General features: G+C 64.9%; 22 protein-coding genes and 1 pseudogene. 10 read left to right on the top strand and 13 right to left on the bottom strand.

The window, feature by feature from the left end; translation table 11 throughout:
• Nucleotide 1 precedes the first annotated feature (1 nt).
• The gene (locus tag J5M73_RS00830; protein WP_102862390.1) at nucleotides 2-1,336 is read left to right on the top strand and encodes a dihydroorotase; all 1,335 of its coding nucleotides are present in this window, start codon (nucleotides 2-4) and stop codon (nucleotides 1,334-1,336) included.
• A 30-nt stretch (nucleotides 1,337-1,366) separates the two neighbouring features.
• Complete coding sequence (gene thrS, locus J5M73_RS00825) at nucleotides 1,367-3,256, top strand: threonine--tRNA ligase (RefSeq protein ID WP_207814930.1); 1,890 nt, start codon at nucleotides 1,367-1,369, stop codon at nucleotides 3,254-3,256.
• Nucleotides 3,257-3,350: 94 nt separating this feature from the next.
• Here the strand turns inward: thrS and J5M73_RS00820 are convergent, their stop codons facing one another.
• Nucleotides 3,351-3,875: a DUF3617 domain-containing protein gene (locus tag J5M73_RS00820; RefSeq protein ID WP_102862392.1), complete on the bottom strand. Its 525-nt coding sequence runs from the start codon at nucleotides 3,873-3,875 to the stop codon at nucleotides 3,351-3,353.
• A 132-nt stretch (nucleotides 3,876-4,007) separates the two neighbouring features.
• Between J5M73_RS00820 and cls the strand changes: the two genes are divergently transcribed.
• Nucleotides 4,008-5,447 carry a cardiolipin synthase gene (cls, locus tag J5M73_RS00815; protein ID WP_207814928.1) on the top strand — a complete coding sequence of 480 codons (1,440 nt, stop codon included), beginning with the start codon at nucleotides 4,008-4,010 and terminating at the stop codon, nucleotides 5,445-5,447.
• A gap of 36 nt (nucleotides 5,448-5,483) precedes the next feature.
• Here the strand turns inward: cls and cfaB are convergent, their stop codons facing one another.
• From cfaB to J5M73_RS00795, 4 genes are all read right to left on the bottom strand, one after another.
• Nucleotides 5,484-6,671, bottom strand: coding sequence for a C17 cyclopropane fatty acid synthase CfaB (gene cfaB, locus J5M73_RS00810; RefSeq protein ID WP_102862394.1), 1,188 nt, complete (start codon nucleotides 6,669-6,671; stop codon nucleotides 5,484-5,486).
• Nucleotides 6,672-6,725: 54 nt separating this feature from the next.
• Nucleotides 6,726-7,544 carry a DNA-binding domain-containing protein gene (locus tag J5M73_RS00805; protein ID WP_207166802.1) on the bottom strand — a complete coding sequence of 273 codons (819 nt, stop codon included), beginning with the start codon at nucleotides 7,542-7,544 and terminating at the stop codon, nucleotides 6,726-6,728.
• Nucleotides 7,535-8,380 carry a DUF692 domain-containing protein gene (locus J5M73_RS00800; RefSeq protein WP_102862396.1) on the bottom strand — a complete coding sequence of 282 codons (846 nt, stop codon included), beginning with the start codon at nucleotides 8,378-8,380 and terminating at the stop codon, nucleotides 7,535-7,537. The genes J5M73_RS00805 and J5M73_RS00800 overlap by 10 nt, the downstream gene beginning before the upstream one ends.
• Nucleotides 8,381-8,445: 65 nt before the next feature.
• Nucleotides 8,446-8,697, bottom strand: coding sequence for a hypothetical protein (locus J5M73_RS00795; RefSeq protein WP_102862397.1), 252 nt, complete (start codon nucleotides 8,695-8,697; stop codon nucleotides 8,446-8,448).
• 646 nt (nucleotides 8,698-9,343) lie between these two features.
• On the opposite strand from J5M73_RS00795, the gene J5M73_RS00790 reads away from it, so the two are divergent.
• From J5M73_RS00790 to J5M73_RS00765, 6 genes are read left to right on the top strand one after another with little or no spacing between them, the layout of a single operon-like run.
• A complete protein-coding gene (locus J5M73_RS00790) occupies nucleotides 9,344-9,967 on the top strand; it encodes a CDP-alcohol phosphatidyltransferase family protein (RefSeq protein WP_102862398.1) in 624 nt (207 codons plus the stop codon).
• A gap of 10 nt (nucleotides 9,968-9,977) precedes the next feature.
• The gene (locus J5M73_RS00785; RefSeq protein ID WP_207166803.1) at nucleotides 9,978-11,735 is read left to right on the top strand and encodes a bifunctional alpha/beta hydrolase/class I SAM-dependent methyltransferase; all 1,758 of its coding nucleotides are present in this window, start codon (nucleotides 9,978-9,980) and stop codon (nucleotides 11,733-11,735) included.
• Nucleotides 11,735-13,081 carry a phosphatase PAP2/dual specificity phosphatase family protein gene (locus tag J5M73_RS00780; RefSeq protein WP_207814926.1) on the top strand — a complete coding sequence of 449 codons (1,347 nt, stop codon included), beginning with the start codon at nucleotides 11,735-11,737 and terminating at the stop codon, nucleotides 13,079-13,081. The genes J5M73_RS00785 and J5M73_RS00780 overlap by 1 nt, the downstream gene beginning before the upstream one ends.
• Complete coding sequence (locus J5M73_RS00775) at nucleotides 13,071-13,526, top strand: hypothetical protein (RefSeq protein ID WP_102862400.1); 456 nt, start codon at nucleotides 13,071-13,073, stop codon at nucleotides 13,524-13,526. The genes J5M73_RS00780 and J5M73_RS00775 overlap by 11 nt, the downstream gene beginning before the upstream one ends.
• A 9-nt stretch (nucleotides 13,527-13,535) precedes the next feature.
• A complete protein-coding gene (locus J5M73_RS00770; protein WP_207814925.1) occupies nucleotides 13,536-14,159 on the top strand; it encodes a lysophospholipid acyltransferase family protein in 624 nt (207 codons plus the stop codon).
• A gap of 1 nt (nucleotide 14,160) precedes the next feature.
• Nucleotides 14,161-15,093: a phosphatidate cytidylyltransferase gene (locus J5M73_RS00765; protein WP_102862402.1), complete on the top strand. Its 933-nt coding sequence runs from the start codon at nucleotides 14,161-14,163 to the stop codon at nucleotides 15,091-15,093.
• 170 nt (nucleotides 15,094-15,263) lie between these two features.
• Here the strand turns inward: J5M73_RS00765 and J5M73_RS00760 are convergent, their stop codons facing one another.
• The gene (locus J5M73_RS00760) at nucleotides 15,264-15,737 is read right to left on the bottom strand and encodes an Lrp/AsnC family transcriptional regulator (protein WP_016966246.1); all 474 of its coding nucleotides are present in this window, start codon (nucleotides 15,735-15,737) and stop codon (nucleotides 15,264-15,266) included.
• Nucleotides 15,738-15,882: 145 nt separating this feature from the next.
• On the opposite strand from J5M73_RS00760, the gene J5M73_RS00755 reads away from it, so the two are divergent.
• Complete coding sequence (locus tag J5M73_RS00755; RefSeq protein ID WP_207814924.1) at nucleotides 15,883-16,512, top strand: LysE family translocator; 630 nt, start codon at nucleotides 15,883-15,885, stop codon at nucleotides 16,510-16,512.
• 345 nt (nucleotides 16,513-16,857) lie between these two features.
• On the opposite strand, the gene J5M73_RS00750 is transcribed toward J5M73_RS00755, so the two are convergent.
• From J5M73_RS00750 to glmS, 7 genes and pseudogenes are all read right to left on the bottom strand, one after another.
• On the bottom strand, nucleotides 16,858-19,008 hold the full coding sequence (locus tag J5M73_RS00750; protein ID WP_102862403.1) for a hypothetical protein: 2,151 nt from the start codon (nucleotides 19,006-19,008) through the stop codon (nucleotides 16,858-16,860).
• Nucleotides 18,995-20,197: a DUF3142 domain-containing protein gene (locus J5M73_RS00745; protein ID WP_102862404.1), complete on the bottom strand. Its 1,203-nt coding sequence runs from the start codon at nucleotides 20,195-20,197 to the stop codon at nucleotides 18,995-18,997. Before J5M73_RS00745 ends, J5M73_RS00750 begins: the two co-directional genes overlap by 14 nt.
• A gap of 156 nt (nucleotides 20,198-20,353) precedes the next feature.
• Nucleotides 20,354-21,229 (bottom strand): annotated as a pseudogene (locus tag J5M73_RS00740) (pyridoxamine 5'-phosphate oxidase family protein); the annotation flags it as partial.
• 25 nt (nucleotides 21,230-21,254) lie between these two features.
• Nucleotides 21,255-21,884, bottom strand: a complete 630-nt coding sequence (locus tag J5M73_RS00735; protein ID WP_102862406.1) for a glutathione S-transferase — start codon at nucleotides 21,882-21,884, stop codon at nucleotides 21,255-21,257.
• Between the two features lie 125 nt (nucleotides 21,885-22,009).
• A complete protein-coding gene (locus tag J5M73_RS00730; protein ID WP_102862407.1) occupies nucleotides 22,010-22,912 on the bottom strand; it encodes a LysR family transcriptional regulator in 903 nt (300 codons plus the stop codon).
• A gap of 70 nt (nucleotides 22,913-22,982) precedes the next feature.
• Nucleotides 22,983-23,303 (bottom strand): hypothetical protein, encoded by a 321-nt coding sequence (locus J5M73_RS00725; RefSeq protein WP_102862408.1) that lies wholly within the window; start codon nucleotides 23,301-23,303, stop codon nucleotides 22,983-22,985.
• Between the two features lie 98 nt (nucleotides 23,304-23,401).
• Complete coding sequence (glmS, locus tag J5M73_RS00720; RefSeq protein ID WP_110594160.1) at nucleotides 23,402-25,234, bottom strand: glutamine--fructose-6-phosphate transaminase (isomerizing); 1,833 nt, start codon at nucleotides 25,232-25,234, stop codon at nucleotides 23,402-23,404.
• Nucleotides 25,235-25,243 lie beyond the last annotated feature (9 nt).

The raw sequence follows: 25,243 nt of genomic DNA, 5'->3' as shown, positions 1-25,243 counted from the left end.
CATGAGCCGAATCCTTATCCGCAATGCCCGCCTGGTGAACGAAGGACGGGAGTTCGACGCCGACCTGCTGGTCAATCATGGACGCATCGAGACCATCGGCAGCCTCGACCACCTCAGCGCCGAACTGGAAATCGACGCCCAGGGCCAATGGCTGCTGCCAGGGATGATCGACGACCAGGTGCACTTTCGCGATCCCGGCGCCCCGGAAAAAGGCAGCATCCATAGCGAGTCGCGCGCCGCAGTGGCCGGTGGCATCACCAGCTTCATGGACATGCCCAACACCTCGCCGGCGACCTTGACCCTGGCCGCCCTGGCCGACAAGAAACGCCGCGCAGCGGTCGCTTCAGTGGCCAACTACGGCTTTCACTTCGGCGTCAGCAACGACAACCTCGACACCGTCGCCGCCCTCGATCCCACCGAGGTCGCCGGGGTCAAGGTGTTCATGGGCGCCTCCACCGGCAACATGCTGGTGGACGATCCGCACGTGCTGGACCGGCTGTTTCGCCAGGTACCGACCCTCCTCCTGGCGCACTGCGAACACACCCCGAGCATCCAGCTCAAGCAACAACGCTGGCAGCAACTCTATGGCGATCAGATTCCCGCTGCCGCTCACCCGCGCATTCGCGACGCCGAGGCCTGCTACCGCTCCTCGTCCCTGGCGGTGGAACTGGCGAAAAAACACGGCACCCGCCTGCACGTCCTGCACTTGACCTGCGCCCGGGAACTGGCCCTATTCGAGGACCGGCCCCTGGCCGAAAAGCGCATCACCGCCGAAGTCTGCCTGCACCACCTGCTGTTCGATGACCGTGACTACTCGCGTCTTGGCCACCTGATCAAATGCAACCCGGCGATCAAGACCCAGGCCGATCGCGACGCCTTGCGTCAGGCCCTCAACAGTCACCGCCTGGACATCATCGGCAGTGACCACGCGCCCCACACCTGGGAGCAGAAACAGCAGCCCTACACCCGTGCGCCCGCCGGACTGCCTCTGGTGCAGCACGCCTTGCCGGCCTTGCTGGAACTGGTGGCGGACCAGGTCCTGCCCCTGACCACCCTGGTGGCCAAGACCAGCCACCGGGTAGCCGACCTGTTCGCCATCCCCGACCGTGGCTACCTGCGCGAAGGCTACTGGGCCGACTTGGTGCTGATCCGCGCCGAGCCCGAGGGCCTGGCTGTGGACCGCCAGCCAATTCTTGCCCAATGCGGCTGGACGCCGTTTGCCGGCCAACGCTTTCGCCATAGCGTCGCCACCACCCTGGTCTCGGGTCAGCTCGCCTGGCACCAGGGGCGTCTGTATGACCACTGTCAGGGCCTGCCCCTGCGCTTCATCCGCTAATCCCCCAAGCCTGACCAAGGACCACCGAAGATGATCCGCATCACCCTGCCTGATGGCGCGTGCCGTGAGTACGACCAGCCGTTGTCCGTGTTCGAAGTGGCCGCCAGCATTGGCAGCGGCCTGGCCAAAGCCGCCGTGGCCGGACGGGTCGATGGCCGGCTGGTGGACTGTGACTACCTGTTGGACACCGACACCCGCCTGAGCATCGTCACCGCGACCGATGCCGATGGCCTGGAAGTCCTGCGTCACTCCTGCGCCCACCTGCTGGCCATGGCGGTGAAGCAGCTGTATCCCTCGGCCCAGGTCACCATCGGCCCGGTGATCGAGGACGGCTTCTTCTACGACTTCGCCTATGAGCGCCCTTTCACCCCCGAGGATCTGGAACTGATCGAGGCGCGCATGCACAGCCTTGCCGCCACCAACCACACCTTGCGCCGCCGCGAGCTGTCCCGGGAGCAGGCGCTGCAACACTTCGCCGACCAGGGCGAGCACTACAAGGTCGAGCTGATCCGCGACCTGCCCCCGGAGGCCGTACTGTCGCTGTACCGCCAGGGTGATTTCGAAGACCTGTGCCGCGGCCCCCACGTGCGTACCACCGGCCAGTTGCGGGCCTTCAAGCTGACCAAGGTGGCCGGCGCCTATTGGCGCGGCGATGCCAGCAACGCGCCATTGCAACGGATCTACGGCACCTGCTGGGCCACCCGCCAGGATCTGGACGCCTATCTGCTGCGTCAGGAACAGGCCGCCAAGCGCGACCACCGCAAGCTGGGGCAGCAACTGGACCTGTTCCACTTCGACGATTGCGCGCCGGGCTCAGTGTTCTGGCACGCCAAGGGCTGGACCCTGTTCAAGCTGTTGATCGGCTACATGCGCCAGCGCCAGGAACAGGCCGGCTACCAGGAAGTGAACACCCCGGATGTGATGGACCGCAGCCTCTGGGAAACCTCCGGGCACTGGCAGAACTACCGCGACCACATGTTCACCACCAGCACCGAGGACCAGCGCACCTTCGCCCTCAAGCCCATGAACTGCCCCGGCGCGGTGGCGATCTTCGGCCACGGCTTGAAGAGCTACCGCGACCTGCCCCTGCGCATCGCCGAATTCGGCAAGGTCCATCGCTATGAACCTTCAGGGGCACTGCACGGCTTGCTGCGGGTCCGCCACTTCACCCAGGACGACGCCCACATCTTCTGCACCCCGGAACAGATGCAGGACGAATGCGCCCGCACCATCGCCCTGGTGTTCGACATCTATAAGGAGTTCGGTTTTGACGAGGTGGCGGTGAAGCTCTCTACGCGCCCGGCCAACCGCATCGGCAGCGACGAGGTCTGGGATCAGCTGGAAAGCGCCCTGGTCGGCGCCCTGCAAAGCATGCAGATCGACTATCGGCTCAACCCGGGAGAAGGCGCCTTCTACGGTCCGAAACTGGAGTTCGTGCTGCGCGACGCCATCGGCCGCGACTGGCAGTGCGGCACCCTGCAAGTGGATCTCAACCTCCCCGAGCGCTTCGCCATCAGCTACATCGCCGACAACGGCGAACGCCGGCAACCGGTGATGCTGCACCGCGCGCTGTTCGGCTCCCTGGAACGTTTCATCGGCATTCTCATCGAGCACTATGGCGGCGCCCTGCCCTTGTGGCTGGCGCCGCAGCAGGTGGTGGTGCTCAACATCAGCGAAGCTCAGGCGGACTATGCCTGGGAAATCAGCGAACGCCTGCGCCGAGAGGGGCTGCGGTCCAGTGCCGACCTGCGCAACGAAAAGATCGGCTACAAGATCCGTGAGCACAGCCTGCAGAAAGTGCCCTACCTGCTGGTGATCGGGGACAAGGAGAAAGCCGGAGGCTACGTCAGCCTGCGCAGCAGAGATGGCGAGGATCTGGGACAACTGACGCTGGAACAGGTAGTGGAACGGATGGGCTAGCCGGTGCCCGGGCCTGTCGGCGAAGGCCCTGGTCCAGGTGCCTGGAGGGCCGCTTCGCCGACAAGCGCAGCGGCCGTCGCTGCTACAGGGTCGGTCAGGAGGCGCGGGGTTTGACCGTGCCGCAGTCCTGGCCCAGCCATACGGCACGGGTGTCCATGCTGCCCTTTTGCTGCAGGCCGGTGGCATTGAAGGTGCCGATCACGTTGGTGGTGAACTCGCGATCACTGATGAACTTGGCCACCCCGTTACCCTGAGCCTTGGGACAACTGAAGCGAAACTTCCATTGATTGCCATTGCGCTCGGTGACCTGCTGCTGGCAACCCGATTGCGGGTCCTGCAGCGGAATGGTGTCGGATTTCACCTGGTCCGGCGTCAAGCACACCCGAATACCCTTGCCGCCCATGGTCACGCCCTGTTTCTCCAGCATCGCCCGTTGTTCCGGGGTCATCTGTTGCTGCAACTGGCCAAGAATCAGCGACAAGTCCGGCAAGTTCTGGTCATCGACCTTCATGTTGCTGCTGGTCAGCTCCCACAAGCCCGGTTGCAGCATCTGCGCCTGCGCAGCCAATGGCAGCGCCAATCCCGCCGCCAAGGCCCAACCCAGTAAACGAAGTTTCATCGAATGACTCCTAGACAGTAGTGGCCGTTAGACTTCGGCCAAGGCACGGCGTTGCATGCAGAATAAAATAGCGACATTCGCTGTGGAACATGGTCTGTTAGGCATTGAATCTTCAGGAGCAAAGGTTGCCCCATGGATTATTTTGGCCCGCACCTCTTCGGCTATCTCATCGCACTGTTGCATTTTCTCGGGCTGATCGCCGCGATCCACGCGGTGCTCACCGTCAGGACCGCCCAAGGCGCCATTGCCTGGGCCCTGTCACTGATGTTCATGCCCTACCTGACCCTGATTCCCTACCTGGTGTTCGGCCGCAGCACCTTCGATGCCTACATCCAGGCCCGGCGCCAGGCCAACGTGGAAATGCACAAGGCCATCAATGAGCTGAACTGGCGACCCTGGGTCGAAGAGGCGCTCACCGCCCGCGCCTCCCAGGCCTACGCCACGCTGCGGGCCATGCCCAAGCTGGGGCGCATGCCGTGCCTGGCCAACAATCAGGTGCGCCTGCTGGTCAACGGCGACGCCACCTTCGAAGCGATCTTCAATGCCATCCGCCGCTCCCACAAGGCGGTGCTGATCCAGTTCTTCATCATTCACGACGACGAGCTGGGCCGACGCCTGCAACGCCTGCTGCTGGAAAAGGCCGCCGAAGGCGTCTCCATCCACTTGCTCTACGACCGCATCGGCAGCCATTCCCTGCCCGCCGCTTATGTGCAGACCCTGCGTGACGCCGGGGTCCAGGTGCATGCCTTCGCCACCCGCAGTGGCTGGCTCAACCGCTTCCAGGTGAACTTCCGCAATCACCGCAAGATTGTGGTGGTGGACGGCTTGCTGGGTTTTGTCGGCGGGCACAACGTCGGTGACGAATACCTGGGCAAGAAACCGCCCCTGGCGCCCTGGCGCGATACCCACGTGCAGGTCAGCGGCCCGGTGGTGGCCTGCCTGCAGGAGTCCTTTGCCGAAGACTGGTTCTGGGCGGCCCGGGAACTGCCACCGCTGATCCTTCCGGACACCTACCCGGATGACGGCGTGCTCTGCCAATTGCTCGCCAGCGGCCCCGCCGATGCCTACGAAACATGCTCGCTGTTCTTCGTCGAGGCGATCCATTCCGCCACCGAACGGGTATGGATCACCAGCCCGTATTTCATTCCCGATGAAGCGGTCTTCGCCGCCCTGCGCCTGGCCGTGTTGCGGGATGTGGACGTGCGCATCCTGCTGCCCTCGCGCCCGGACCATCGCATCGTCTACGCCGCCTCCAGCCTCTACGCCTTCGAGGCGGTGCGCGCCGGGGTCCGGGTCTTCCGTTATCAGCCAGGGTTCCTGCATCAAAAGGTGGTGTTAATCGACAACGAGATCAGCGCCATTGGCAGCGCCAACCTGGACAACCGTTCGTTCCGCTTGAATTTCGAAGTGATGCTGCTGACCGTGGACGACGACTTCGCCACCGAGGTGGAGCAGATGCTGGACGCCGACTTCGCCAAGGCCCGGGAAATCGCCCGGGAAGAAAGCCGCCAGACTCACCGCCTGCAACAACTGGGCATGCGGGTCGCGCGGCTGATTTCACCGATCCTCTAGGGAGCCACTCAAGGTCTGCAGCAAACGCTGCCGGGCCTAGGGGTAATAGAGGTCGTCCCGGGTCCAGGGCAACTCATGACTGCCATCGGCATGGGTCTTGACCGCGAGGATCTGGTGCAGATTGATCCAGCCCTTGGCAAACGCATAGGCGCAACCCGCCAGGTACAGCCGCCAGATCCGTAGCGCTTGCGGCGGCACCTGCTGGCCGGCCGCCTCCAGGTTGTCTTCCAGGCGCTCGCTCCAGTGATCCAGGGTGCGGGCGTAATGCAGGCGCAGGCTTTCGACATCGACGATTTCCAGCCCGGCCTCGCTGATTTGCGCCGAGATCATCGCCAGGTGCGGCAGCTCGCCATTGGGGAATACATACCGCTCGATGAAATCCCCGGCGCCCCGGCCCACGGGACGTCCGTCGGTGTGCTTGGCGGTGATGCCGTGGTTCATCACCAAGCCGCCCTCGCGCACCGCGTTGAACAGGGTCCGGCAGTATTCCGGCAGATTGGCATGGCCCACATGTTCGAACATGCCGACGCTCACCACCTTGTCGAAGCGGCCATCCTGAGGCAGGTCGCGATAGTCCAGCAGCTGCAGCTCCACCAGATCGTCCAGGCCTTCGGCACTGACCCGTTCACGGGCCAGGGCCAGTTGCTCCTTGCTCAAGGTGATGCCAAAGACCTTGGCGCCGAACTCGCGGGCAGCGTAACGGGCCAGCCCGCCCCAACCGCAACCGACATCCAGCAGGTAATCCCCCGGTTGCAGGCGCAGCTTGCGGCACAGGTGGCGGAATTTGGCTTGCTGGGCCTGCTCCAGGGACTCGCTGCCGGTCTCGAAGTAGGCGCAGGAATAGGCCATGTCACTGTCGAGCCAGAGCTGATAGAAGGCGTTGGAAAGGTCGTAATGGTAGGAAATGGCCGCCGCGTCCGTGGCCTTGTCGTGCTGTGTGCGCACCGGCTGATCGTCGTCATCCTCGTCCAGCAAGGCCTGGCTCAGCTCATCGCACACCCGGATGACTTCACTGATGGAGCCTTCGAGTTCCAGCTTGCCCTCGACAAAGGCGCCCCCCAGTGCGTCCAGGCTGGGATGGGTAAATTGCGCAACCAGCTGCGGGTCCTTGACCACGATGGTGACGCTGGGCTCCGGCCCAAGATTGAATTCATGGCCATCCCAGAGCCGCAGGCGCAAGGGTAATTGCAGATTCTGTAAGGCCGGTGGAAGTTGCGCGAGCATGAAAAATCCCCCTTGTTTCAGACGTCTGAAATGAGGGTAGACCATCTTGGGAAATTAGCTGGCTATCGAATTTCCAGCCGTTTTCCAGGACTCGCGGCGTACCACCAGGCCATCTTCGACCCACTGTTTGAGCCAGGTAGCAGCCTGCAACGGGGCCCCCTCAAGGTAAGTGACGGCCAGCTCGGCACAGAGTTCCGCGAAACTCCACTGCGCCTCGATCATGCCTCGCAACCCTTGGGCTTCTGCTGACGACAAGCTGCGATAGCGGCAGACCCGATCCACCCGCCATACCAGGCAAGGCTGCTCTTGTTCGAGTAAAGCACTTTCGGGGAAATCCGCCTGATCCTTGACCGCGCGCCACTGGGCGACGCTGTTGTAGCGGCAGTCCAGCCACTGCACACAAGGCGCCAGTTGCAGTTGCAGCAACGGCCACTCTTCGGCGTCCAGGGCCGCCATGTCCGCCACCGTCAGCACCTGGGCCTCGGCGGCGTCGAAGGCCAGGGTGAACGCCCACTCCAGGCGCGCCAGTTCCGCCAGGGGCAGGCCCTGCTCCGGCACCAGATGGCCCCGGATGAACTCGGCGAAGCCCTGCCCCAACCAGCGCAGGCTGAAATGCAGGGAGGGCGATTGGCGTATATACGCGCCGGCCAGTGACGCGAACTCCTCATCGCCGAGCCACTGCAGGATCGTCGGAAAGTCCGCCACCATGACTTCCAGCAGCCGCGCCTGGTAGGCGTTGTGGTAAATCGCCAGACCGGTGGCGACATTCAGGGTCGGTCCGCCGATCAGGCTGTTGCCCAGCAGGCTGTCCGCCTGGGACTGCTCGGCCAGCAGGTAGCGTTCAAAGGCCAGTTGCCATTCGTTCAGGCGCATTCAAGCCTCCCGGACAGCGCCCGTTGCCCCAGCGCGCGAGCCTTGTGCAGTTCGCCGAGCAGTTCGCTCAACGGCGGAAAATGATCGTCACGCTCCAGCAGGGTCGCGACCGGTCCAAGGTGTTGCAGGGTGCGCTGATACAGCGCCCAGACCGGATCGCACACCGGCTGGTCATGGGTGTCGATCACGTAGTCGCCATGATCCTGATGCCCGGCCAGATGCAATTGCCGCACCCGTTGCGCCGGCAGCCCCTGGATGAACTGCCAGGGATCGAAACCGTGATTGCGTGAACTGACGTAGACGTTGTTCACGTCCAGCAGCAGCTCGCAGCCACTGAGCTGGCTCAAGGCGGCCAGAAACTCCCACTCGCTGAACTGATCGGCGGCGGCGCGCACATAGCTGGAGACGTTCTCCAGCACCAGGGGACGCTCCAGCACCTCCTGCACCTGGCGCACCCGGCCCGCCACGTATTCCAGGCTTTCCTCGGTATAGGGCAAGGGCAGCAGATCGTGCAGTTGATGAGCGTTGCCGCGGCTCCAGCACAGGTGATCGGAAATCCAGGCCGGCTCAACCCGCCGGGCCAGTTGCTTGAGTTGCTTGAGGTAGTCCAGGTCCAGGGCATGGGGACCGCCAATGGACAACGACACCCCATGCATCACGATGGGGTAACGCTCGGCAATGGCGTCCAGGTAATAGAGAGCCTTGCCGCCCTCGACCATGAAGTTCTCGGACACCACTTCAAACCAGTCGACGTCCGGTGCTTCATCGAGAATCTGCTGGTAGTAGGCGCTGCGCAAACCCAGGCCATAGCCCAGGCAGGAAGAAAGGTCAGACATAGCGAACTCCTCGCAAGGTGGCCGCAGTGGTCGTCAGTCCCACTGCGGCTGCACGGATTCGCCGCTTACTCGCCGACTTTGCCGCCGGCTTTTTCGCACTCCGACTGGGTCATCGCCTTGAAGCCCTGGCCTTTGCAAGCGCCCATGCCTTTGCAGGCGTGGTCTTTGGTCTTGCAGTCGTTCTGGCCTTTGCAGCCGTTGACGCCATAACAATGAACCTGGGCATCAGCTGCCGACGCCTGAGTGGCAACACCGGCAAACAGGGTGGCGGCAGCGAAAGCCAGGGCAGCACCAGCAGCGGTTTTCTTCATGTTCATTTTTTGTTCCTCAATAATCGCAGGGGACGACGGGAGGCGTGTGCAATCCCGTCATAGCACTAGAGAGAGGAAGCCCCCCGGCGTTACAGCCGGGATGAAAATATTCTGCGCGGCGGCCTTGCGGTGGGAATCCACGGGCTACCCAGTTCATGTGTTCCACGTGGAACCTTACTCATGACCGCGACCCGGATGCTTTGCTCGGCAGGCTCGGCGGACCATCCACCAGTACCCGGAATTGCGCGCCGATCAATACTGCCAGGCGCGCCGGCGCTGCGGATAACGCTGGGGCAATGCGTTGCTGTATTAGCCATCGAGTGAATTTTTTGTCGCACGCCATGCCTTTTCAGCTACGGCGTGCGTCGTAGTCTCTATACGAAAAGTTTTGAGACGAAGGTCAGGCAAAGCGAAAACGATCGAGGAACGGCCTGAGTCGCGTTCGACTTTACGGGGTGTAAATGAGCATCCCGATCAGACTCGCGCACGAGACCGTTTTCAACACAGCATCGCCGAGTATCCAGGCTTTCCGTACAGAGACTAGACACAACTGGCAGCCAGTTGCTCAAGCAGAAACTTCTGATGTCAGCCCCTGGCATTTAAGGCAATAATCCAGCCCTGCTCACCGCGTGCGACAAGGAACCGTCCCATCATGCTCTCGATTTACCAGCTCAAACCGCGCTTTCAGAACTTGCTGCGGCCGTTGGTGCAGCGCCTGTACGACAACGGCACCACGGCCAACCAGATCACCGTCCTGGCCGCCGTCGTCTCACTCCTGGTCGGCACCGTCATCGCCCTGTTCGCCAGCCACACCTGGCTGTTCGCCCTGATTCCGCTGTGGATGATCCTGCGCATGGCGCTCAATGCCATCGACGGCATGCTGGCCCGGGAATTCGGCCAGCAATCGCGCCTGGGCGCCTACCTCAATGAACTGTGCGACGTGGTCGCCGACAGCGCCCTGATCCTGCCCTTCGCCCTGCTCCCGGGCGTCAGCCTGCTGCTGGTGCTGGCCGTGACCCTATTGGCGCTGTTCAGCGAATACGCCGGAGTGCTCGGGCCGATGGTCGGCGCCTCACGGCGCTACGACGGGCCCATGGGCAAAAGCGACCGCGCCTTCATCCTCGGCGTGCTGGCCACCGGCATCGCCCTGGGCTGGCTCGGCGCCCTGTGGATCAACGGCGTGTTGGCACTGGTCGCCGCTTTGCTGGTCTACACCCTGATCAATCGGGTCCGCCAGGGCCTCAAAGAAGTTCAGCACAACGCTCCCTCTGCATAAGGAAATGGTAATGCGCGACGCTCAACACCAGACGTTCCGGACCCATGACGGCGTCGAACTGTTTTACCGCCACTGGCCGGCCACTGAAGTGGCCCCCGGCGAACCGCGGCAGGCGGTGATGCTGTTTCATCGCGGTCACGAACACTCCGGGCGCATTGCCCATCTGGTGGACGAGCTGAACCTGCCGCAGGTCGACTTCTTCGCCTGGGACGCCCGTGGCCACGGCCAATCGCCGGGGGCCCGGGGCGACAGCCCGAGCTTCGCCACCAGCGTGCGCGACGTGCAGACCTTCTGCGACCACCTGGGCAGCGCCCACGGCATCGATGAAGAAAACATCGCCGTGGTGGCCCAGAGCGTCGGTGCGGTGATCGCCTCCACCTGGGTCCACGACTACGCCCCACGGATTCGCTCCCTGGTGCTGGCCTCGCCGGCGTTCAAGGTCAAGCTGTACGTGCCTTTCGCCCGCCCCGGCCTGGCCCTGATGCGGCGCTTTCGCGGCAACTTCTTCGTCAACAGCTACGTCAAGGCGCGCTTCTTGAGCCACGACCCGGAACGGGTCCACAGCTACGATGCCGACCCGCTGATCACCAAGGCGATCTCGGTCAACGTGCTGCTGGGCCTGTATGAAGCAGCCGACCGGGTGGTGGCCGATGCCCAGGCCATTCAGGTGCCGACCCAACTGCTGATCTCCGGCTCGGACTTCGTGGTGCACCGCAAGCCCCAGGAGCAGTTCTTCGAACGCCTGGGCAGCCTGCACAAGGAAAAACACATCCTCCCGGGCTTCTTCCACGACACCCTGGGAGAAAAGAACCGCGCGCCGGCCATGGCCAGCATCCGCCGCTTCATCCTGCAGAACTTCGCCCGCCCGCTGAACCGCCCTGCCCTGCTGGACGCCGACCGCCTGGGCGTGACCTGCGCCGAATCTGAAGCCCTGGCCGCGCCGCTGCCGCACAACTCCCTGCGCGACCTGTACTGGCGCGCGACCCGCGCCAGCATGCGCCTGGGCAGCCAGCTGTCGGCGGGGGTCAAGCTGGGCTTCGACACCGGCTTCGACTCCGGCAGCACCCTGGACTACGTCTACCGCAACCAGCCCACCGGGCATTCCGCCCTGGGCCGGCTGATCGACCAGAACTACCTGAACTCCATCGGCTGGCGCGGCATTCGCCAGCGCAAGCTGCACGTGGAGGAGCTGCTGCGCCTGGCCATGGAAAAGCTCCGTGAGCAGGACAGCGAAGTGCGCATCGTCGACATCGCCGCCGGCCACGGCCGCTACATCCTCGAAGCCCTGCAAGGGGTCAGCCCGCTGCCGGAATCGATCCTGCTGCGCGACTACAGCGACATCAACGTGCGCGACGGCAGTGCCCTGATCCAGGAAAAGGGCCTGGGTGACATCGCGCGCTTCGTCAAAGGCAACGCCTTCGATCGCGAGGACCTGGCGGCCCTTGATCCCAAGCCGACCCTGGCGGTGGTCTCCGGGCTCTACGAACTGTTCGCCGACAACCAGATGGTCGGCGGCTCCCTGGCGGGGCTGGCCAGCGCCGTGGAACCCGGCGGCTACCTGGTGTACACCGGCCAGCCGTGGCACCCGCAACTGGAACTGATCGCCCGCGCCCTGACCAGCCACCGCGAAGGCCAGGCCTGGGTCATGCGCCGCCGCACCCAGGCGGAAATGGATCAGTTGGTGGAAGCCGCAGGCTTTCGCAAGATCACCATGCGCGTGGATGAGTGGGGGATCTTCAGTGTGTCCCTGGCGCAACGGGTGCAATGATGAGTACGGGCGCCTTGCCGGCGCGGGAGCCGGGCCTGCTGAAACCGGCGGTGCTCTGGCTGCTGCTCTTGGCACCGCTGTTCTTCAGCACCTACGGCTTCGCCACCTGGGTCACGGCCCAGCGCGACGACGTCGGCAGCCTGGTCTTCGATTGGGAGCGGCATATGCCGTTCTGGGCCTGGACCATCGTGCCCTACTGGTCCATCGACCTGCTCTACGGCTTCTCCCTGCTGCTGCCGCGCAGCCGGGACGAGCTCAAGCGCCACGCCCTGCGCCTGCTCACCGCCCAGGTGATCGCGGTCAGTTGCTTCCTGCTCTGGCCGCTGCGCTTCACCTTTGCCCGGCCAGAGCTGGACGGGGTCTTCGGCTGGCTGTTCGAGGTGCTGGCCGGCTTCGACAAGCCCTTCAACCAGGCCCCTTCCCTGCACATCGCGCTGCTGGTGGTGCTGTGGGTCTGCTACGCCCGGCATAGCCAGGGCTTCTGGCGCTGGCTGGTGCATGGCTGGTTCGGCTTGATCGGGGTGTCGGTGCTCACCACTTATCAACACCACTTTGTCGACGTGCCCACCGGCGCCCTGGCCGGCTGGCTGTGCGTCTGGCTGTGGCCGCTGGATCGCCCCAGCCCGCTGTTCAGCGCACAACGGACCCAAGACCCGCGGCGCCGCCAACTGGCCTGGCGCTACGCCCTGGGCGCGGCGCTATTGGCGGTGGCCGCCTTCACCTGGGGCGGCACCGGGCTGTGGTTGATCTGGCCCGCCGTGGCGCTGTTGCTGGTGGCCCTGAACTACGCGCTGCTTGGCGCCGCAGGGTTCCAGAAACGCGAGGACGGACGCCTGAGCCCCGCCGCCCGCTGGTTGCTGGCGCCCTATCTGGCAGCGGCCTGGATCAACTCGCGGCTGTGGACAAAAAAACATCCACAGCCGGATCAGGTTGTGGATAACGTCTGGCTCGGCCGCCTGCCCACCCCAGCCGAGCTCAAGGACAGCCCCTTTGTCGCGGTGCTCGACCTGTGCGCCGAGCTGTCCCTGGACCGCCGTGGCTTGCAGGCCTACCAGAGCCTGCCGGTACTGGACCTGTGCGCCCTCAGCCCCGAGCAATGCCTGGCTGCGGCGCAAGCTGTTGAACGCCTGCGCCAGCAAGGCCCGCTGCTGGTGTGCTGCGCCCTGGGCTATTCGCGCAGTGCCACGGCGATTGCCGCCTGGCTACTGCACAGCGGCCGCGCCGCCACCGTGGACGCGGCCATCGTGCAGATCCAGCGGGCACGCCCGCAGATCGTCCTGCAAGCGGCCCATCGGCAGGCGCTGGAAACCCTGATCAGTAGCAAGAGAGCGGCCCATGTCCAGTGAGATGCAGCTCTACAGCGTCGCCAGCCTGCTGCGCCGGGGCCGGGCCCTGGATCAGTTATCCACAGGCCTGACCCTACTGGGCGCCCTGTATGGCCTGGGCCAGTACCTGCTGGCCAGTGTCAGCCTGGGAGGCCTGATCGTCAGCCTCGCCCTGGTGCTGCTGGGGCTGGTGGAAAAGTACCTGGCGCTGCGCGTGGCCTTCGACGCCGATCTGTTTCAGCGCGTGGCCGATAGTCCCGCGTCCCTCGAACACAGCACCCAGGCCCTGGATCAGGCCCTGGGCGCCCTCGGCCTGCAGCCTGTGGAAAAAGGCGGCCGGCCCTGGGACCAACGCAGCCGCGGAGCCCTTGGCCTGCTGCGCCGCCAGGCGTTGCTGCTGGCGGCACAAGTGCTGGTGCTGTTGAGCTTGATCCTGGCCAGCCCCTGGCTGACCTTCGCCGGATAAGGAATGCCCATGTTCGAACCCCTGGTTGCCAACCTCATCACCTCCGCCGCCCGCAGCATCACTGGCGCCCGCAGCCTGTGGCTCGGCTCCGCGCCGCAGCCGGTGCAGCGGATCTACTTCGCCAACCACAGCAGCCACGGCGACTTCGTGCTGCTCTGGGCCTCTCTGCCGCCGGCCCTGCGCAAACTGACCCGGCCCGTGGCCGGTGCCGACTACTGGCAGAAAAGCCCCCTGCGCCGCTACATCATCAACCGGGTGTTCAACGGCGTGCTGATCGACCGCGAGCGCAAGGAGGCTGTGGATAACAATCCCATGCAGCCGATGCTCGATGCCCTGGACCAGGGTGACTCGCTGATCATCTTTCCGGAGGGCACGCGCAACCTGGAAGACGGCCTGCTGCCGTTCAAGAGCGGGATCTACCACCTGGCCAAACGTTATCCACAGGTAGAGGTGATTCCGGTGTGGATCGCCAACCTCAACCGGGTCATGCCCAAGGGCCGCTTCCTGCCCCTGCCCCTGCTGTGCACCACCAGCTTCGGTGCGCCACTGACCCTGGAAGAGGATGAAAGCAAGGAACACTTCCTCGAACGCAGCCGCGCCGCGCTGCTGGCCCTGGCCCCGGAGCACAGCTGAAATGGATAAGCAGACCCTGATGTTGTTCGGCGGCATCGGCGCCATTCTGGTGCTGGCCTCGCTGATCGGTTTCATCCTCAAGTGGCGCACCCGCGGCACACCCAACCCGGTGATCGACAACCTCAATGCGCGGATCAATGCCTGGTGGGTGATGGTGCTGGTGATCGGCATCGCCTTCTGGCTCGGCACGGCGGCGGTGATCCTGCTGTTCTACGCGGTGTCGTTCTACGCCCTGCGCGAATTCCTCACCCTGACCCCCACACGGCGCAGCGACTACCCGGCCCTGGTGGCAGCCTTCTACCTGGCCCTGCCCCTGCAGTACCTGCTGATCTACTCCGACTGGTACGGATTGTTCTCGATCTTCATCCCGGTCTACGTGTTCCTGCTGCTGCCAATCCTGGCGTCCCTGGGGGGCGACAGCACGCACTTTCTGGAACGCGCCTCCAAGGTTCAGTGGGGGCTGATGATCGCGGTGTTCTGCGTGTCCTTCGTGCCGGCCCTGCTGACCCTGGACATCGCCGGCTACGAAGGCCGCAACCTGCTGCTGATCGCCTATCTGGTGATCGTGGTGCAGCTCTCGGATGTGCTGCAGTACGTCTGTGGAAAACTCTTCGGCAAGCGCAAGATCGCCCCCAACCTGTCGCCGTCCAAGACCGTCGAGGGCTTTGTCGGTGGCATCCTCCTGGCGTCCTTGATCGGCGGCGCGCTGTTCTGGATCACCCCGTTCAATGTCTGGCAGTCGTTCCTGATCGCCCTGCTGATCAACCTGCTGGGCTTTGCCGGCGGCATCGTCATGTCGGCGATCAAGCGCGACCGCGGGGTCAAGGACTGGGGCCACATGATCGAAGGCCACGGCGGCATGCTCGATCGCCTGGACTCGGTGTGCTTCGCTGCACCGATCTTCTTCCACCTGGTGCGCTACTGGTGGACCTGAGCCCTTGCTCGCGCTGGGCTGCAACGCGGCCCCAGGCCCGGCCAACGCAAAGTACCTGACACCCCGCGTAGCCAGATTCTGCGGCCGCTGCGCGACCGAGCGGGAGCAAGCTCCCTCGCCACAGTAGCTAGAGCAAGCCGGTGAGGCGCTGACCCGGCTGGCCAGGGTCATCAGCCGGGCAAGTGCCCCAATGGCAGGGGCCCCGGGGTTTTCACCGTGTGAATGGCGAAGTTGCTGCGGATGTCGCTGACCCCGGGGATCTTCAGCAGGCAGCCGGTGAGAAACCGGTCGTAACCGCGCAGGTCCGGGACCACCACCTGCAGCAGGAAGTCCGACTCGCCGGACACCAGGAACGCCGAGATCACCTCCGGCAACTGCAACACCGCCTGGCGGAAGGCTTCGGCCTCGGCGTCGTTGTGCCGCTCCACCTTGACCCCGACGAACACCGTCAGCCCCAGCCCCACTTCATCCCGGTCCAGGGTCGCCTGGTAACCACGGATCACCCCCGCCTCCTCCAGCATGCGCACCCGACGTAAACAGGGTGACGGCGACAGGCCGATCTCCTCGGCCAGTTGCACATTGCTCAGGCGGCCGTCGCGCTGCAGGGCAGCGAGGATCTTGCGGTCGTAGGCATCGAGTTTCATGTTTGGCATATCCGGATGGCCGCTCCATTGAAAGCTGGAAGATTATGCCAATTTTCACCGTCTTGCTGGTTGATTACGCAAGCACCTGCCCGCCCCTGTGGCCCTAAACTGGGCGCACCGAGTCGACAACGAATGGGGGTGCAAGGTGGCGCAACTGTGGATGTATTTCCTGGCTCTGGCGGTGGTCTACCTGCTGCCCGGCCCCGACATGATCCTGCTGCTGCAGACCGGTGCCCGCCAGGGCAAGGCCCAGGCACTGGCCACGGCCCTGGGGCTGGCGATCTCCCGCGGCTGCCACGTCGCCCTGGCCGCCCTGGGCCTGGCGGCGCTGTTCAAGGCCGCCCCCTGGACCTTCGACGTGGTACGCCTGGCGGGCGCCGCCTACCTGCTGTGGATCGGTATCCAGTGCCTGCGCGCCAACCTGCTGCCCAACCTCGACAGCGCCGGCGTGGTGGCCACGCCCCTGCGCTGGCGCCAGGCGATCCAGCGCGGCCTGCTGACCAACCTGCTGAACCCCAAGGCGCTGCTGTTCTGCTCGGTGCTGCTGCCGCAGTTCATCGATCCCCAGGCCGGCGCGGTAGCCCCCCAATTCGTCACCCTGGGTGTGTTGCTGGTGGCGGTGGGCGGACTGTTCGACTGCTGCTACGCCCTGGCCGGCGCCGGGCTGGGCCGCTGGATGCAGCGCAGCCCTTCGGCCCAGCGCGTGCAGCAATGGCTGTTCGGCAGCCTGCTGATCGGCTTTGCCTTGCGCCTGACCTTCGTCCAGCAGGCCTGACGGCATCTGTAGCCGCTGCTGAGCCTCGGCGAAGCTGCGCGAAGGTCCGCAGGACCTTGCCTGGCGATCCCTCGACAAAATGTGCGCCTCAGAGATCGCCGCGACCGCTGCGTCGGAGTGCCGCCCAGCTCGTTCGCAGCCTGCGGCAGCGGCTACAAAAAGCCGACCAGCACGGCTCTGTAGCCGCTGCTGAGCCTCGGCGAAGCTGCGCGAAGGTCCGCAGGACCTTGCCTGGCGATCCCTCGACAAAATGTGCGCCCCAGAGATCGCCGCGACCGCTGCGTCGGAGTGCCGCCCAGCTCGTTCGCAGCCTGCGGCAGCGGCTACAGGATCCGGGGCACGCCTTTATGTCGCCTTGTGCGAGGGCACCGCGCGGCGGCGTCGGAACAGGTAGGCCGCCCCCAACAGCAGCACGCCGGCACCGGCGCCAGCAACCAGCCTGTGCTCGGCCACCGCGGAACGGGATGCGTCCAGCCACTGGGTCAGGTAGCGCTTGTTGGCGCTGCCGAAGTCCGGCTCCTGGCAGTTCATGCCAAAGTTGCCGGCCCACTCCACAAAGGGGCCGTTTTCCACGTAGCGCCGGTAGTAGGCGATCTCCGCATCGCTACCCCGGGTCCAGCGCGCCGCCTTGCACAGCACCGCGGCATAGGCCTGGCTGGTGTGAGGCAGGAAGTCCGCGGCCTGGTTGCCCAGCTCCCCGGCCAGGTAGCGGTAGTGGTAACGCACGTCGGGCGCGGCGGTGGTGGCTTGCTGACGCTGCACTTCATCGGCGCTGACAAAGGGCCCGGCCTGCACCGGCGGGATCTCCAGGCTGTAGCTGCCCCAGAGGCTGTGATAGTCCGGGCCCATTTCGTAACCCAGGATCTCCATGCCCGAGGCACGGGCCAGCTTGCCGGCCTGGTAATAGGCCTCTGCCCGGCGCGTGGGCAACCAGGCCGACTCGGCGCTGCGCCGGTACTCACCGTAAGCCTTGGCGATGGCCTGGCGCTCCGGGCTGTCGAAGTAGCCCCAACCCTCTTCGTAGCGGCCTTCGCGCAGCAGGCGCCGGCCGAGCAATTCGCGCACCTGGGCGGCAATCGGCAGGGTTTCGTAGTAGGCGTCCGGCTGCTTGGGCGTCGGCGGCGGTGCCGGTACCTGGGTATCGACGAACTGCTTGAGTTCATCCAGGGTCAGCACCCGCTCCGCCACCGTGGCTGCGTCGTGCCAGTAGATGTCGCCGCTGCGGTAGAGCAGCTCGAAGGCTTGCACGTAGTCGCCACGATCCAGGGCCAGCAGGGCGCTTTCGCCTTCGACCCGGCAACCGGGCTTGAGGTCTTCGTAATTGCCGTCGTAATCGCCGCGAAAGCCCCAGCTCTCGTCGCGGGGGAAGGCCGCGGCGGCCTTGGCGTATGCGGCGGCAGCAGCCGCCTTGTCGCCATCACGCAGGGCCATCTTGGCCCGCAGCCACCAGGCCAGGCCGCCATCACCGGCATGCTCGAGCAAGCGCTGGGCGGTGGTGAAATCGCCATTCTGGTAATTCAGCGCCGCCAGCCGGTCGGCGTTGTCGAAGCTGCCCGCAGTGCCCTGGCTCAGCAGCTTGATCAGTTTCACCTCCGACTCGGGCCGCTCGCCGAAGGACCAGCCCTGATGGGAGATCAACGAAGCGGTGAGCAAGCGGGCTACGGAAGGATGCTTGAGCTGCTCCAGCAATTGCGCGTCCGGCAGGCCGCTCAATTCGCCCACCACCTGCTTCAGGGAGCTGTAGCCGACCTCCGAACCCAGCTGGTTCTGGACGGCATACAGATCGATGGCCTGGCTCCAGTCGTTCTGATCCTTGAGGATGCGGGCCTCCTCCCCCAGGCTGGCGACGCCCAGGCTCAAGGGATCGCTGAAGGCGTCGATGCTCAGCTGACGGGTCTGGGCGAACGCCTGGCGCGCCGACTGGCGCATGTCGCGCCGGCCCTGATCGTCCAGCTCGTTGGCTTGCTCGCTGATAAAGGACAGGGCCCGCCCCAGGGAATAGGCCGCCCAGGTACTGCGCAGGGCGCGTTGCTCGGCGGGCAGCGCCAGCACCTTGCGGAAATACTCCGCCGCCAACTCATGATCCCCGACGCTGAAGGCCACGGCGCCCGCGGTGTAGAGCTTGATCTCCAGCGGCAGGCTGGCCCCCTGTTGCTCCGCCACGCGCGCGTCATTGAGCTTGCGCAGCTGGCCGACCAGGGTTTGCTGAGCCTGGTCCAGCCCTTGCTGTTCGGCCCAGTTACGCTCTTGCACCGAATAGCTGTCAGGCAGGCTGTAATCGACACTGAAGCCATTCTTGGCGACCGGCATGAGCCCGACGATGGGCTGACCCAGGCGGCTGATCTCGAACTGGAAACTGCCTTCGGGCAGCTGCGCCAGCGTCTGTGGGCGGTCGTCCAGCAGGCGCATGGGGAAAGTCGGTCCGCAGGCCAGGGCCGGAGCCAGGGGCAGGCACAGGCTCAGGCACAGCAGGTGACGGGATCTAGGGACGAACATGCGCAGCTCCTTGGTCAATTTTTGTACAGCGGGCCCAGCCCACAGCGCGACTGGCGCCAGCGGCCAGACGCCCGGTCTGTTGGCGGGTCAACCGCAGTTGGCCGTCGCGCAGCTGCGCGGCATAGCCGCCCAGCCCGTCGAATCCGTCGCATTGGGCAACGGCCAGGGTCAGTTGTTCAGGCAAGGGCCGATCGAGGTTGCCCGCGTTGCTCAAGCGGATGTCGAACAGGCCGTCCTGTTCCTCCAGGCGGATGCCCAGTTGGCCGGCCAGGGCGTCGCCCCGGGCCACCGCCCGCAGGGTCTCCAGGCTCCAGGCCCGCACATCGCCCTTGAGCGGCAGGCGAAACCAGATCAGACCGGCCAGGTGCGGCGGCGGGTCGTTGCGCAGGGTCCTGGCCAACTGGCTGAGTTGCTCGGGGTCGGCCATCAGTTCCTGGCGCTGACCGCGCCGTCGCAGCGGCGCCTCGCTTTCCACCAGGGGCGCGCCTTCGGCAGCGGGGAGCAAGGCGACGCCGTAGGCGGGCAAGGCCAGATAGAAGGGTTTGTCGCTGATGCGCGCCCAACGCCGGGCCCATTGCTCGGCTTGTCGTGGATCGAACAGGCCCTGCCGAGGATCACTCACGGCGTGCACCTGCAGCACGCTGCTGTCGACCTTGGCCAGCAGGCCCGGCAACTCACGACTGTCGAGCCAGGCCGGCAAGGCGGTGATGCTCAGGGGCAGTTGGCTCGGCAGTACAGCCCGCAAGCGCTCAAGCAGCTTGGCGTAGGCAGGCAAGCGCGCGCTGCCGGCATCGTGGTCGATCTCGATCCCAGCCAGAGTCAGGCCCTGCTCCTGCCAGTCCGTCAGCAGTTGCTGGACCTGACGGATGATCTCGTCCTGATCCAGGGACGGCAGTTGCCCGTCGAGGCGGATCACCGCGATCAACGGCCGGGCATCCTGCTTGAGCAAGCCGGCGTCGATCCGCGCACGGCTCCAGCCAGCCTGTGGAAAAGCCTGCAGGGCCAGGACCCGGGCTGTGGAAAAGTCGGCCCGGGAACCGGCCAGAGCGTCGGCGTGGGCAGGCGTCCACTGCCGTTGCCAGATGTAGAGTTGTTGATCCAGAGGGGGGGCGTCTTCGAGGCGGCAGGCGCTGAGCAGCACCGGGCAAAGCAATAGGGCGAAGAGGCGGAGCAAGACCCGGGGCAGCATGAATCGTTGATTCCCTTTAACGCAACAAAGCCCCGGCGTGCCGGGCGCTCTGCAGATGATCAACCTTGAGATCGCGCCAGCCTACGCAGGGCCGCGGCTGGCGGCAATCGCTGGCGAAGACTTTTTTCTGCAGGCGCCCAGGGCCCGTTACAAGCCCCGCAGGGACAGGGCTGCCGGCCGCCGCACCAGCCGCTCCACGGTAAAGCGCCACACGCGCTCGGCGCCCTGGAAGGTGCTGAGCAGCGGGCCGCCTAAGATGATTTCGGTACGCCCACTGAGTTGCAGCAACTCGCCACTGTGAAAGTCGATGAACAGCAAGCCCGCCCGGGGATTGAGCAGCAGGTTGCCCAGGGTATTGAAATGCAGGTTGCCGGCGAAATCCGGGATGGTCAGGCAGTTGCCTTCGACCCGAACGAACCCGGCCGGGCCGCCACGATGGGAGACATCTACCGCACGCTGGCCCTCCACATCGACATAGCTGGCGACGAAGAAGGTATCGGCGGCGCCGATCAGGGCCCGGGCCGCCGGGTCCAGGTCCTGTCGGTGCTGGGCCGGGCGGCTGGCCGGATCGCTCAAGGGCACCCGCTGCAGATCGCGCAACTGGATGTAGCGCGGGCAGTTGCCAAACGACTGCTGCACCCTGAGGCAAAAGCCTCGGCTATCGAGCTCGTCGATACGACCGTTGAGACGATTGCGTCGCCGGGTATGCAGTTCGATCCCCAACAGGCCCACTGCCGCGCCTTCCTGCAACTGCAGCGGATCATCGGCGGCCGGCAGGCTGGCAAGGCGCAGCAGGTTGGCTTGCGGGGCCTGGGCAAAACCGGGCGGCCCTTCAAGCAGGCTCGCCCAGGGATCGCCTCGGGCATCCACCGCGCCCACCAGGATGAACGGCAGTTGTCCGAAGAACTGCTGGTGCTGCTCGGGCATGGCCGCACGGATGACTTTGGCGCCGAAGGCTTCCATGCGCTCGGCCACCCCTGCCTGGAGCTGCAATTGCCGTTCGCCGGCATGCCAAGGTGAATGCGTGCTCATGTGGTGGCCTCCGCAGAGTGGCTCTTCAGGCGCTTTTCAAACCCGCCGCCGTGGATGGCATGGGGACAAAGCCGGGCAAGGCTTCAATACGCTGCAGCCAGGCCCGTACATGGGGGTAAGCGTCCAGGGACACGTTGCCTTCCGGGGCGTGGGCGATGTAGCTGTAGCCCGCGACATCGGCAATGGTCGCCTGCTGCCCTACCAGGAAGGGCCGGCTCGCCAGCTCCTGATCCATGATCTTGAGCAGCGCGTGGGCACGGGCGATGACTTCCTCGGCATTGAACGAGGCGCCAAACACCGTGATCAACCGCGCCGCCGCCGGTCCAAAGGCGATCTGCCCCGCCGCCACCGACAGCCAGCGCTGCACCTGGGCCGCGCCCACCGGATCGCTGGGCAACCAGCGGCCCTGACCATAACGCTGGGCCAGATACACCAGGATCGCATTGGAATCGGCCAGCACCACGCCCTGGTCGTCGATCACCGGCACTTGGCCAAAGACGTTGAGGGCGAGGAAGTCCGCCTGCTTGTGGGCGCCCTTGGCCAGGTCGACAAAGATGGTTTCGCTGGGCAGGTCCAGCAGGGACAGCATCAGCTCGACCCGATGGGCATGCCCGGAACGGGGAAAGTTGTAGAACTTGATAGGTGGCTGAGACATGGTCGACTCCGCGAACGAGGCGCGGTCGAAGTGCCGCGCTGGGAGCCCCATCTTGATCCCTGGGAAAAAACAACAGAATCACCAGAAATCGCAATCCATCCTTTCATCCAGCGCAACAACGCTGATCAAGGATTGAGCGATGGATGCTCACGCAAAGCCTGTACGGCGAAGTCGACAAAGCTGCGCACTCGCGCCGGCGCCTTGCGCCCGCCCTGGTACACCACATGGATCGGCAAGGGCGCCAGCTCGAAGGCCTGGAGGACAATTTCCAACTGCCCCGCCGCGACCTGGTCGGCGACCTGATAGGACAGCACTCGGGTCAGGCCCAACCCCAGGCAGGCGGCACTGATGGCCGCCTGATTGGCGCTGACCAGCAACCGCGGTTCGGGCCGAATGCTCAAGGGCCGACCGGCATCGTTGAACTGCCAGTTGCGCGCCTGGCCCACGGACGACGGCGCGATCACCGGCGCCTGGCGCAGGTCATCGGGATGCTGGGGACGGCCGTGGACGGCAAGAAACTCCGGCGCGGCGCAGACAACGCGGCGCACCTCGCCGACTCGGACGCTGTGCTGGCCACTGTCGGGCAACTCGCCGATACGTATCGCCACGTCGATGCCCTCCTCCACCATGCTCGCCACCCGGTCCAGCAGCAGGGCGTTGACGTTGACCTGTGGATAACGTTGCAGGTAGCGCACCAGCAGTGGAGTGACGAAGAGGTCACCGAACAGCACCGGCGCAGTCAGGGTCAATTGACCCCGGGGCTGGGCGTGGATGCCAGCGGCCGAAGCCTCGGCGTCCTGGACCTCGGCCAGAATGCGCCGGCAATCCTCCAGGTAGCCTTGCCCGGCTTCGCTCAAATGCACACTGCGGGTGGTGCGGATCAACAACTGAGTGCCGATGCGCTGCTCCAGCGCGGCGACGGCTCGGGTCACACTGGCGGCCGACAGACTCAGGCGCCGAGCGGCAGCAGCGAAGCCTTGCTCCTGAGCGACGCAAACGAACACCTGCATTTCCTGGAACCTGTCCATGCCCTACCTCAACTGCCAGCGCCTGCCCGGTGAGCGCCGCGAGCCAGCAGCATAATCCAGGGCCCGGGCTTCAGGGGATACACCAGGTGCCGACATCGTGCCGATCGAATCCCGGGCACGGGTTGTTCTTGGCAATCAGTCGGTAAGGCTGATCTTCGGCGTAGGAAAAATAGAAGTAGTAGTGCCGATCTTCCCCGTACAACCAATAGGAAGAAGAACCCTGATTAATCAGGGTCGGCTCGAAGGTCCAGATGGAGGATTCGGCGGGAATGAAGTTGGCCCGGTCCTTGAGCAGCAACAGGCTGTTGGACAGCACCGGAGTCAGCCCGCCCAGCAGCAGGACAACCAGCATCAGGACCAGCGTCCATCCATAAATCAAACGCAGTTTCATAGGTTTTCCACAGCTCAATAAAAAGTCCCGGCCTGTGCACAAGCCGGGACTTTCTGGGTGATGGGTTCACAGCTGCCTGGCAGACAGCTGTGGATAACTCACTCCACGGTCACCGACTTGGCCAGGTTGCGCGGCTGGTCGACGTCGGTGCCCTTGAGCACGGCAACGTAGTAGGACAGCAGTTGCAGCGGGATGGTGTAGAGAATCGGCGAGAGGATGTCGTGGATGTGCGGCATCTGGATCACGTGGGTGCCTTCGCCATTGGTCATGCCGGCTTGTTCGTCGGCAAACACGATCAGCTCGCCGCCACGGGCACGCACTTCCTGCAGGTTGGATTTGAGTTTTTCCAACAGCTCGTTGTTCGGCGCCACGGTGACCACCGGCATGTCGTTATCCACAAGCGCCAGGGGACCGTGCTTGAGCTCGCCGGCCGGGTAGGCTTCGGCGTGGATGTAGGAAATCTCCTTGAGCTTGAGGGAGCCCTCCATCGCTACCGGGTACTGGGCGCCACGGCCAAGGAACAGGGTGTGGTGCTTGTCGGCGAACAGTTCGGCAGTCTTCTCCACCACGCCGTCCATGGCCAGGGCTTCACCCAGGCGGATCGGCAGGCGGCGCAGTTCTTCTACCAGCTCGGCTTCGACGCCGGCGGCCAGGGTGCCACGTACCTGGCCCAGGGACAGGGTCAGCAATAGCAGGCCCACCAGTTGGGTGGTGAAGGCCTTGGTCGAGGCCACGCCGATTTCGCGACCGGCCTGGGTCAGCAGGGTCAGGTCGGACTCACGCACCAGGGAGCTGATGCCGACGTTGCAGATGGCCAGGCTGGCCAGGAAGCCCAGCTCTTTGGCGTTGCGCAAGGCCGCCAGGGTATCGGCGGTTTCGCCGGACTGGGAGATGGTCACGAACAGGGTGTCGGGCTGCACCACCACCTTGCGGTAGCGGAACTCGCTGGCCACTTCCACCTGGCAGGGGATGCCGGCCAGTTCTTCCAGCCAGTAACGGGCGACCATGCCAGCGTGGTAGCTGGTGCCGCAGGCAACGATCTGCACATTGCGCACCTTGGCGAACAGCTCGGCGGCTTGCGGACCGAAGGCCTGGACCAGCACCTGATTAGCGCTCAGGCGACCTTCCAGGGTGCGCTGCACCACGGATGGCTGCTCGTGGATTTCCTTGAGCATGAAGTGACGAAACTCGCCCTTCTCCGCCGCTTCGGCGCCATCGCGGTACTGCACCGCTTCGCGCTCAACCGCTTTGCCGTCGATGTCCCAGATCTGCACGCTGTCGCGGCGGATCTCGGCGATGTCGCCTTCTTCCAGGTACATGAAGCGGTCGGTGACCTGGCGCAAGGCCAGTTGGTCGGAGGCGAGGAAGTTTTCCCCCAGGCCCAGGCCGATCACCAGCGGGCTGCCGCTGCGGGCTGCCACCAGGCGGTCCGGCTGGCTGGCGCTGATCACCGCCAGGCCATAGGCACCGTGCAGTTCCTTGACGGTGGCCTTGAGCGCCACGGTGAGGTCGCCCAGGTCCTTGAGCTTGTGGTTCAGCAGGTGGGCGATGACTTCGGTGTCAGTGTCCGAGGTGAACGCGTAGCCCAGGGCGCTGAGCTGCGCGCGCAGGGCTTCGTGGTTCTCGATGATGCCGTTGTGCACGATCGCCAGGTCGCCGGAGAAATGCGGGTGGGCATTACGCTCGCACGGCGCGCCGTGGGTGGCCCAGCGGGTGTGGGCGATGCCCAGGCGGCCAACCAGCGGCTCGCTGGCCAGGGCCTGTTCCAGTTCGCTGACCTTGCCCGGGCGACGCATGCGCTCGAGCTTGCCGGCGTTGGTGTAGACCGCCACACCGGCGCTGTCATAGCCGCGGTATTCGAGACGCTTGAGGCCTTCCAGCAAAATGGCGGTGATATTGCGTTCAGCAACGGCGCCAACAATTCCACACATGGTTTTTCT

Origin of the sequence: Pseudomonas sp. 50_B, assembly GCF_017491625.1 — a bacterium.
Classification (GTDB): domain Bacteria; phylum Pseudomonadota; class Gammaproteobacteria; order Pseudomonadales; family Pseudomonadaceae; genus Aquipseudomonas; species Aquipseudomonas danubii.
Note: the sequence above shows the minus strand (reverse complement) of the source record. Positions and strands in the feature narration are given on the sequence as shown.

Coding starts and splice junctions, on each gene's coding strand:
- J5M73_RS00785 (WP_207166803.1), top strand. CDS start 9,978: ATGCGCGACGCTCAACACCAGACGTTCCGGACCCATGACGGCGTCGAA.
- J5M73_RS00820 (WP_102862392.1), bottom strand. CDS start 3,875: ATGAAACTTCGTTTACTGGGTTGGGCCTTGGCGGCGGGATTGGCGCTG.
- J5M73_RS00780 (WP_207814926.1), top strand. CDS start 11,735: ATGAGTACGGGCGCCTTGCCGGCGCGGGAGCCGGGCCTGCTGAAACCG.
- J5M73_RS00800 (WP_102862396.1), bottom strand. CDS start 8,380: ATGTCTGACCTTTCTTCCTGCCTGGGCTATGGCCTGGGTTTGCGCAGC.
- cfaB (WP_102862394.1), bottom strand. CDS start 6,671: ATGCTCGCGCAACTTCCACCGGCCTTACAGAATCTGCAATTACCCTTG.
- J5M73_RS00760 (WP_016966246.1), bottom strand. CDS start 15,737: ATGAAACTCGATGCCTACGACCGCAAGATCCTCGCTGCCCTGCAGCGC.
- J5M73_RS00765 (WP_102862402.1), top strand. CDS start 14,161: ATGGATAAGCAGACCCTGATGTTGTTCGGCGGCATCGGCGCCATTCTG.
- J5M73_RS00750 (WP_102862403.1), bottom strand. CDS start 19,008: ATGTTCGTCCCTAGATCCCGTCACCTGCTGTGCCTGAGCCTGTGCCTG.
- J5M73_RS00725 (WP_102862408.1), bottom strand. CDS start 23,303: ATGAAACTGCGTTTGATTTATGGATGGACGCTGGTCCTGATGCTGGTT.
- J5M73_RS00730 (WP_102862407.1), bottom strand. CDS start 22,912: ATGGACAGGTTCCAGGAAATGCAGGTGTTCGTTTGCGTCGCTCAGGAG.
- J5M73_RS00805 (WP_207166802.1), bottom strand. CDS start 7,544: ATGCGCCTGAACGAATGGCAACTGGCCTTTGAACGCTACCTGCTGGCC.
- J5M73_RS00745 (WP_102862404.1), bottom strand. CDS start 20,197: ATGCTGCCCCGGGTCTTGCTCCGCCTCTTCGCCCTATTGCTTTGCCCG.
- J5M73_RS00735 (WP_102862406.1), bottom strand. CDS start 21,884: ATGTCTCAGCCACCTATCAAGTTCTACAACTTTCCCCGTTCCGGGCAT.
- cls (WP_207814928.1), top strand. CDS start 4,008: ATGGATTATTTTGGCCCGCACCTCTTCGGCTATCTCATCGCACTGTTG.
- J5M73_RS00795 (WP_102862397.1), bottom strand. CDS start 8,697: ATGAACATGAAGAAAACCGCTGCTGGTGCTGCCCTGGCTTTCGCTGCC.
- J5M73_RS00790 (WP_102862398.1), top strand. CDS start 9,344: ATGCTCTCGATTTACCAGCTCAAACCGCGCTTTCAGAACTTGCTGCGG.
- glmS (WP_110594160.1), bottom strand. CDS start 25,234: ATGTGTGGAATTGTTGGCGCCGTTGCTGAACGCAATATCACCGCCATT.
- J5M73_RS00770 (WP_207814925.1), top strand. CDS start 13,536: ATGTTCGAACCCCTGGTTGCCAACCTCATCACCTCCGCCGCCCGCAGC.
- J5M73_RS00830 (WP_102862390.1), top strand. CDS start 2: ATGAGCCGAATCCTTATCCGCAATGCCCGCCTGGTGAACGAAGGACGG.
- J5M73_RS00775 (WP_102862400.1), top strand. CDS start 13,071: ATGTCCAGTGAGATGCAGCTCTACAGCGTCGCCAGCCTGCTGCGCCGG.
- thrS (WP_207814930.1), top strand. CDS start 1,367: ATGATCCGCATCACCCTGCCTGATGGCGCGTGCCGTGAGTACGACCAG.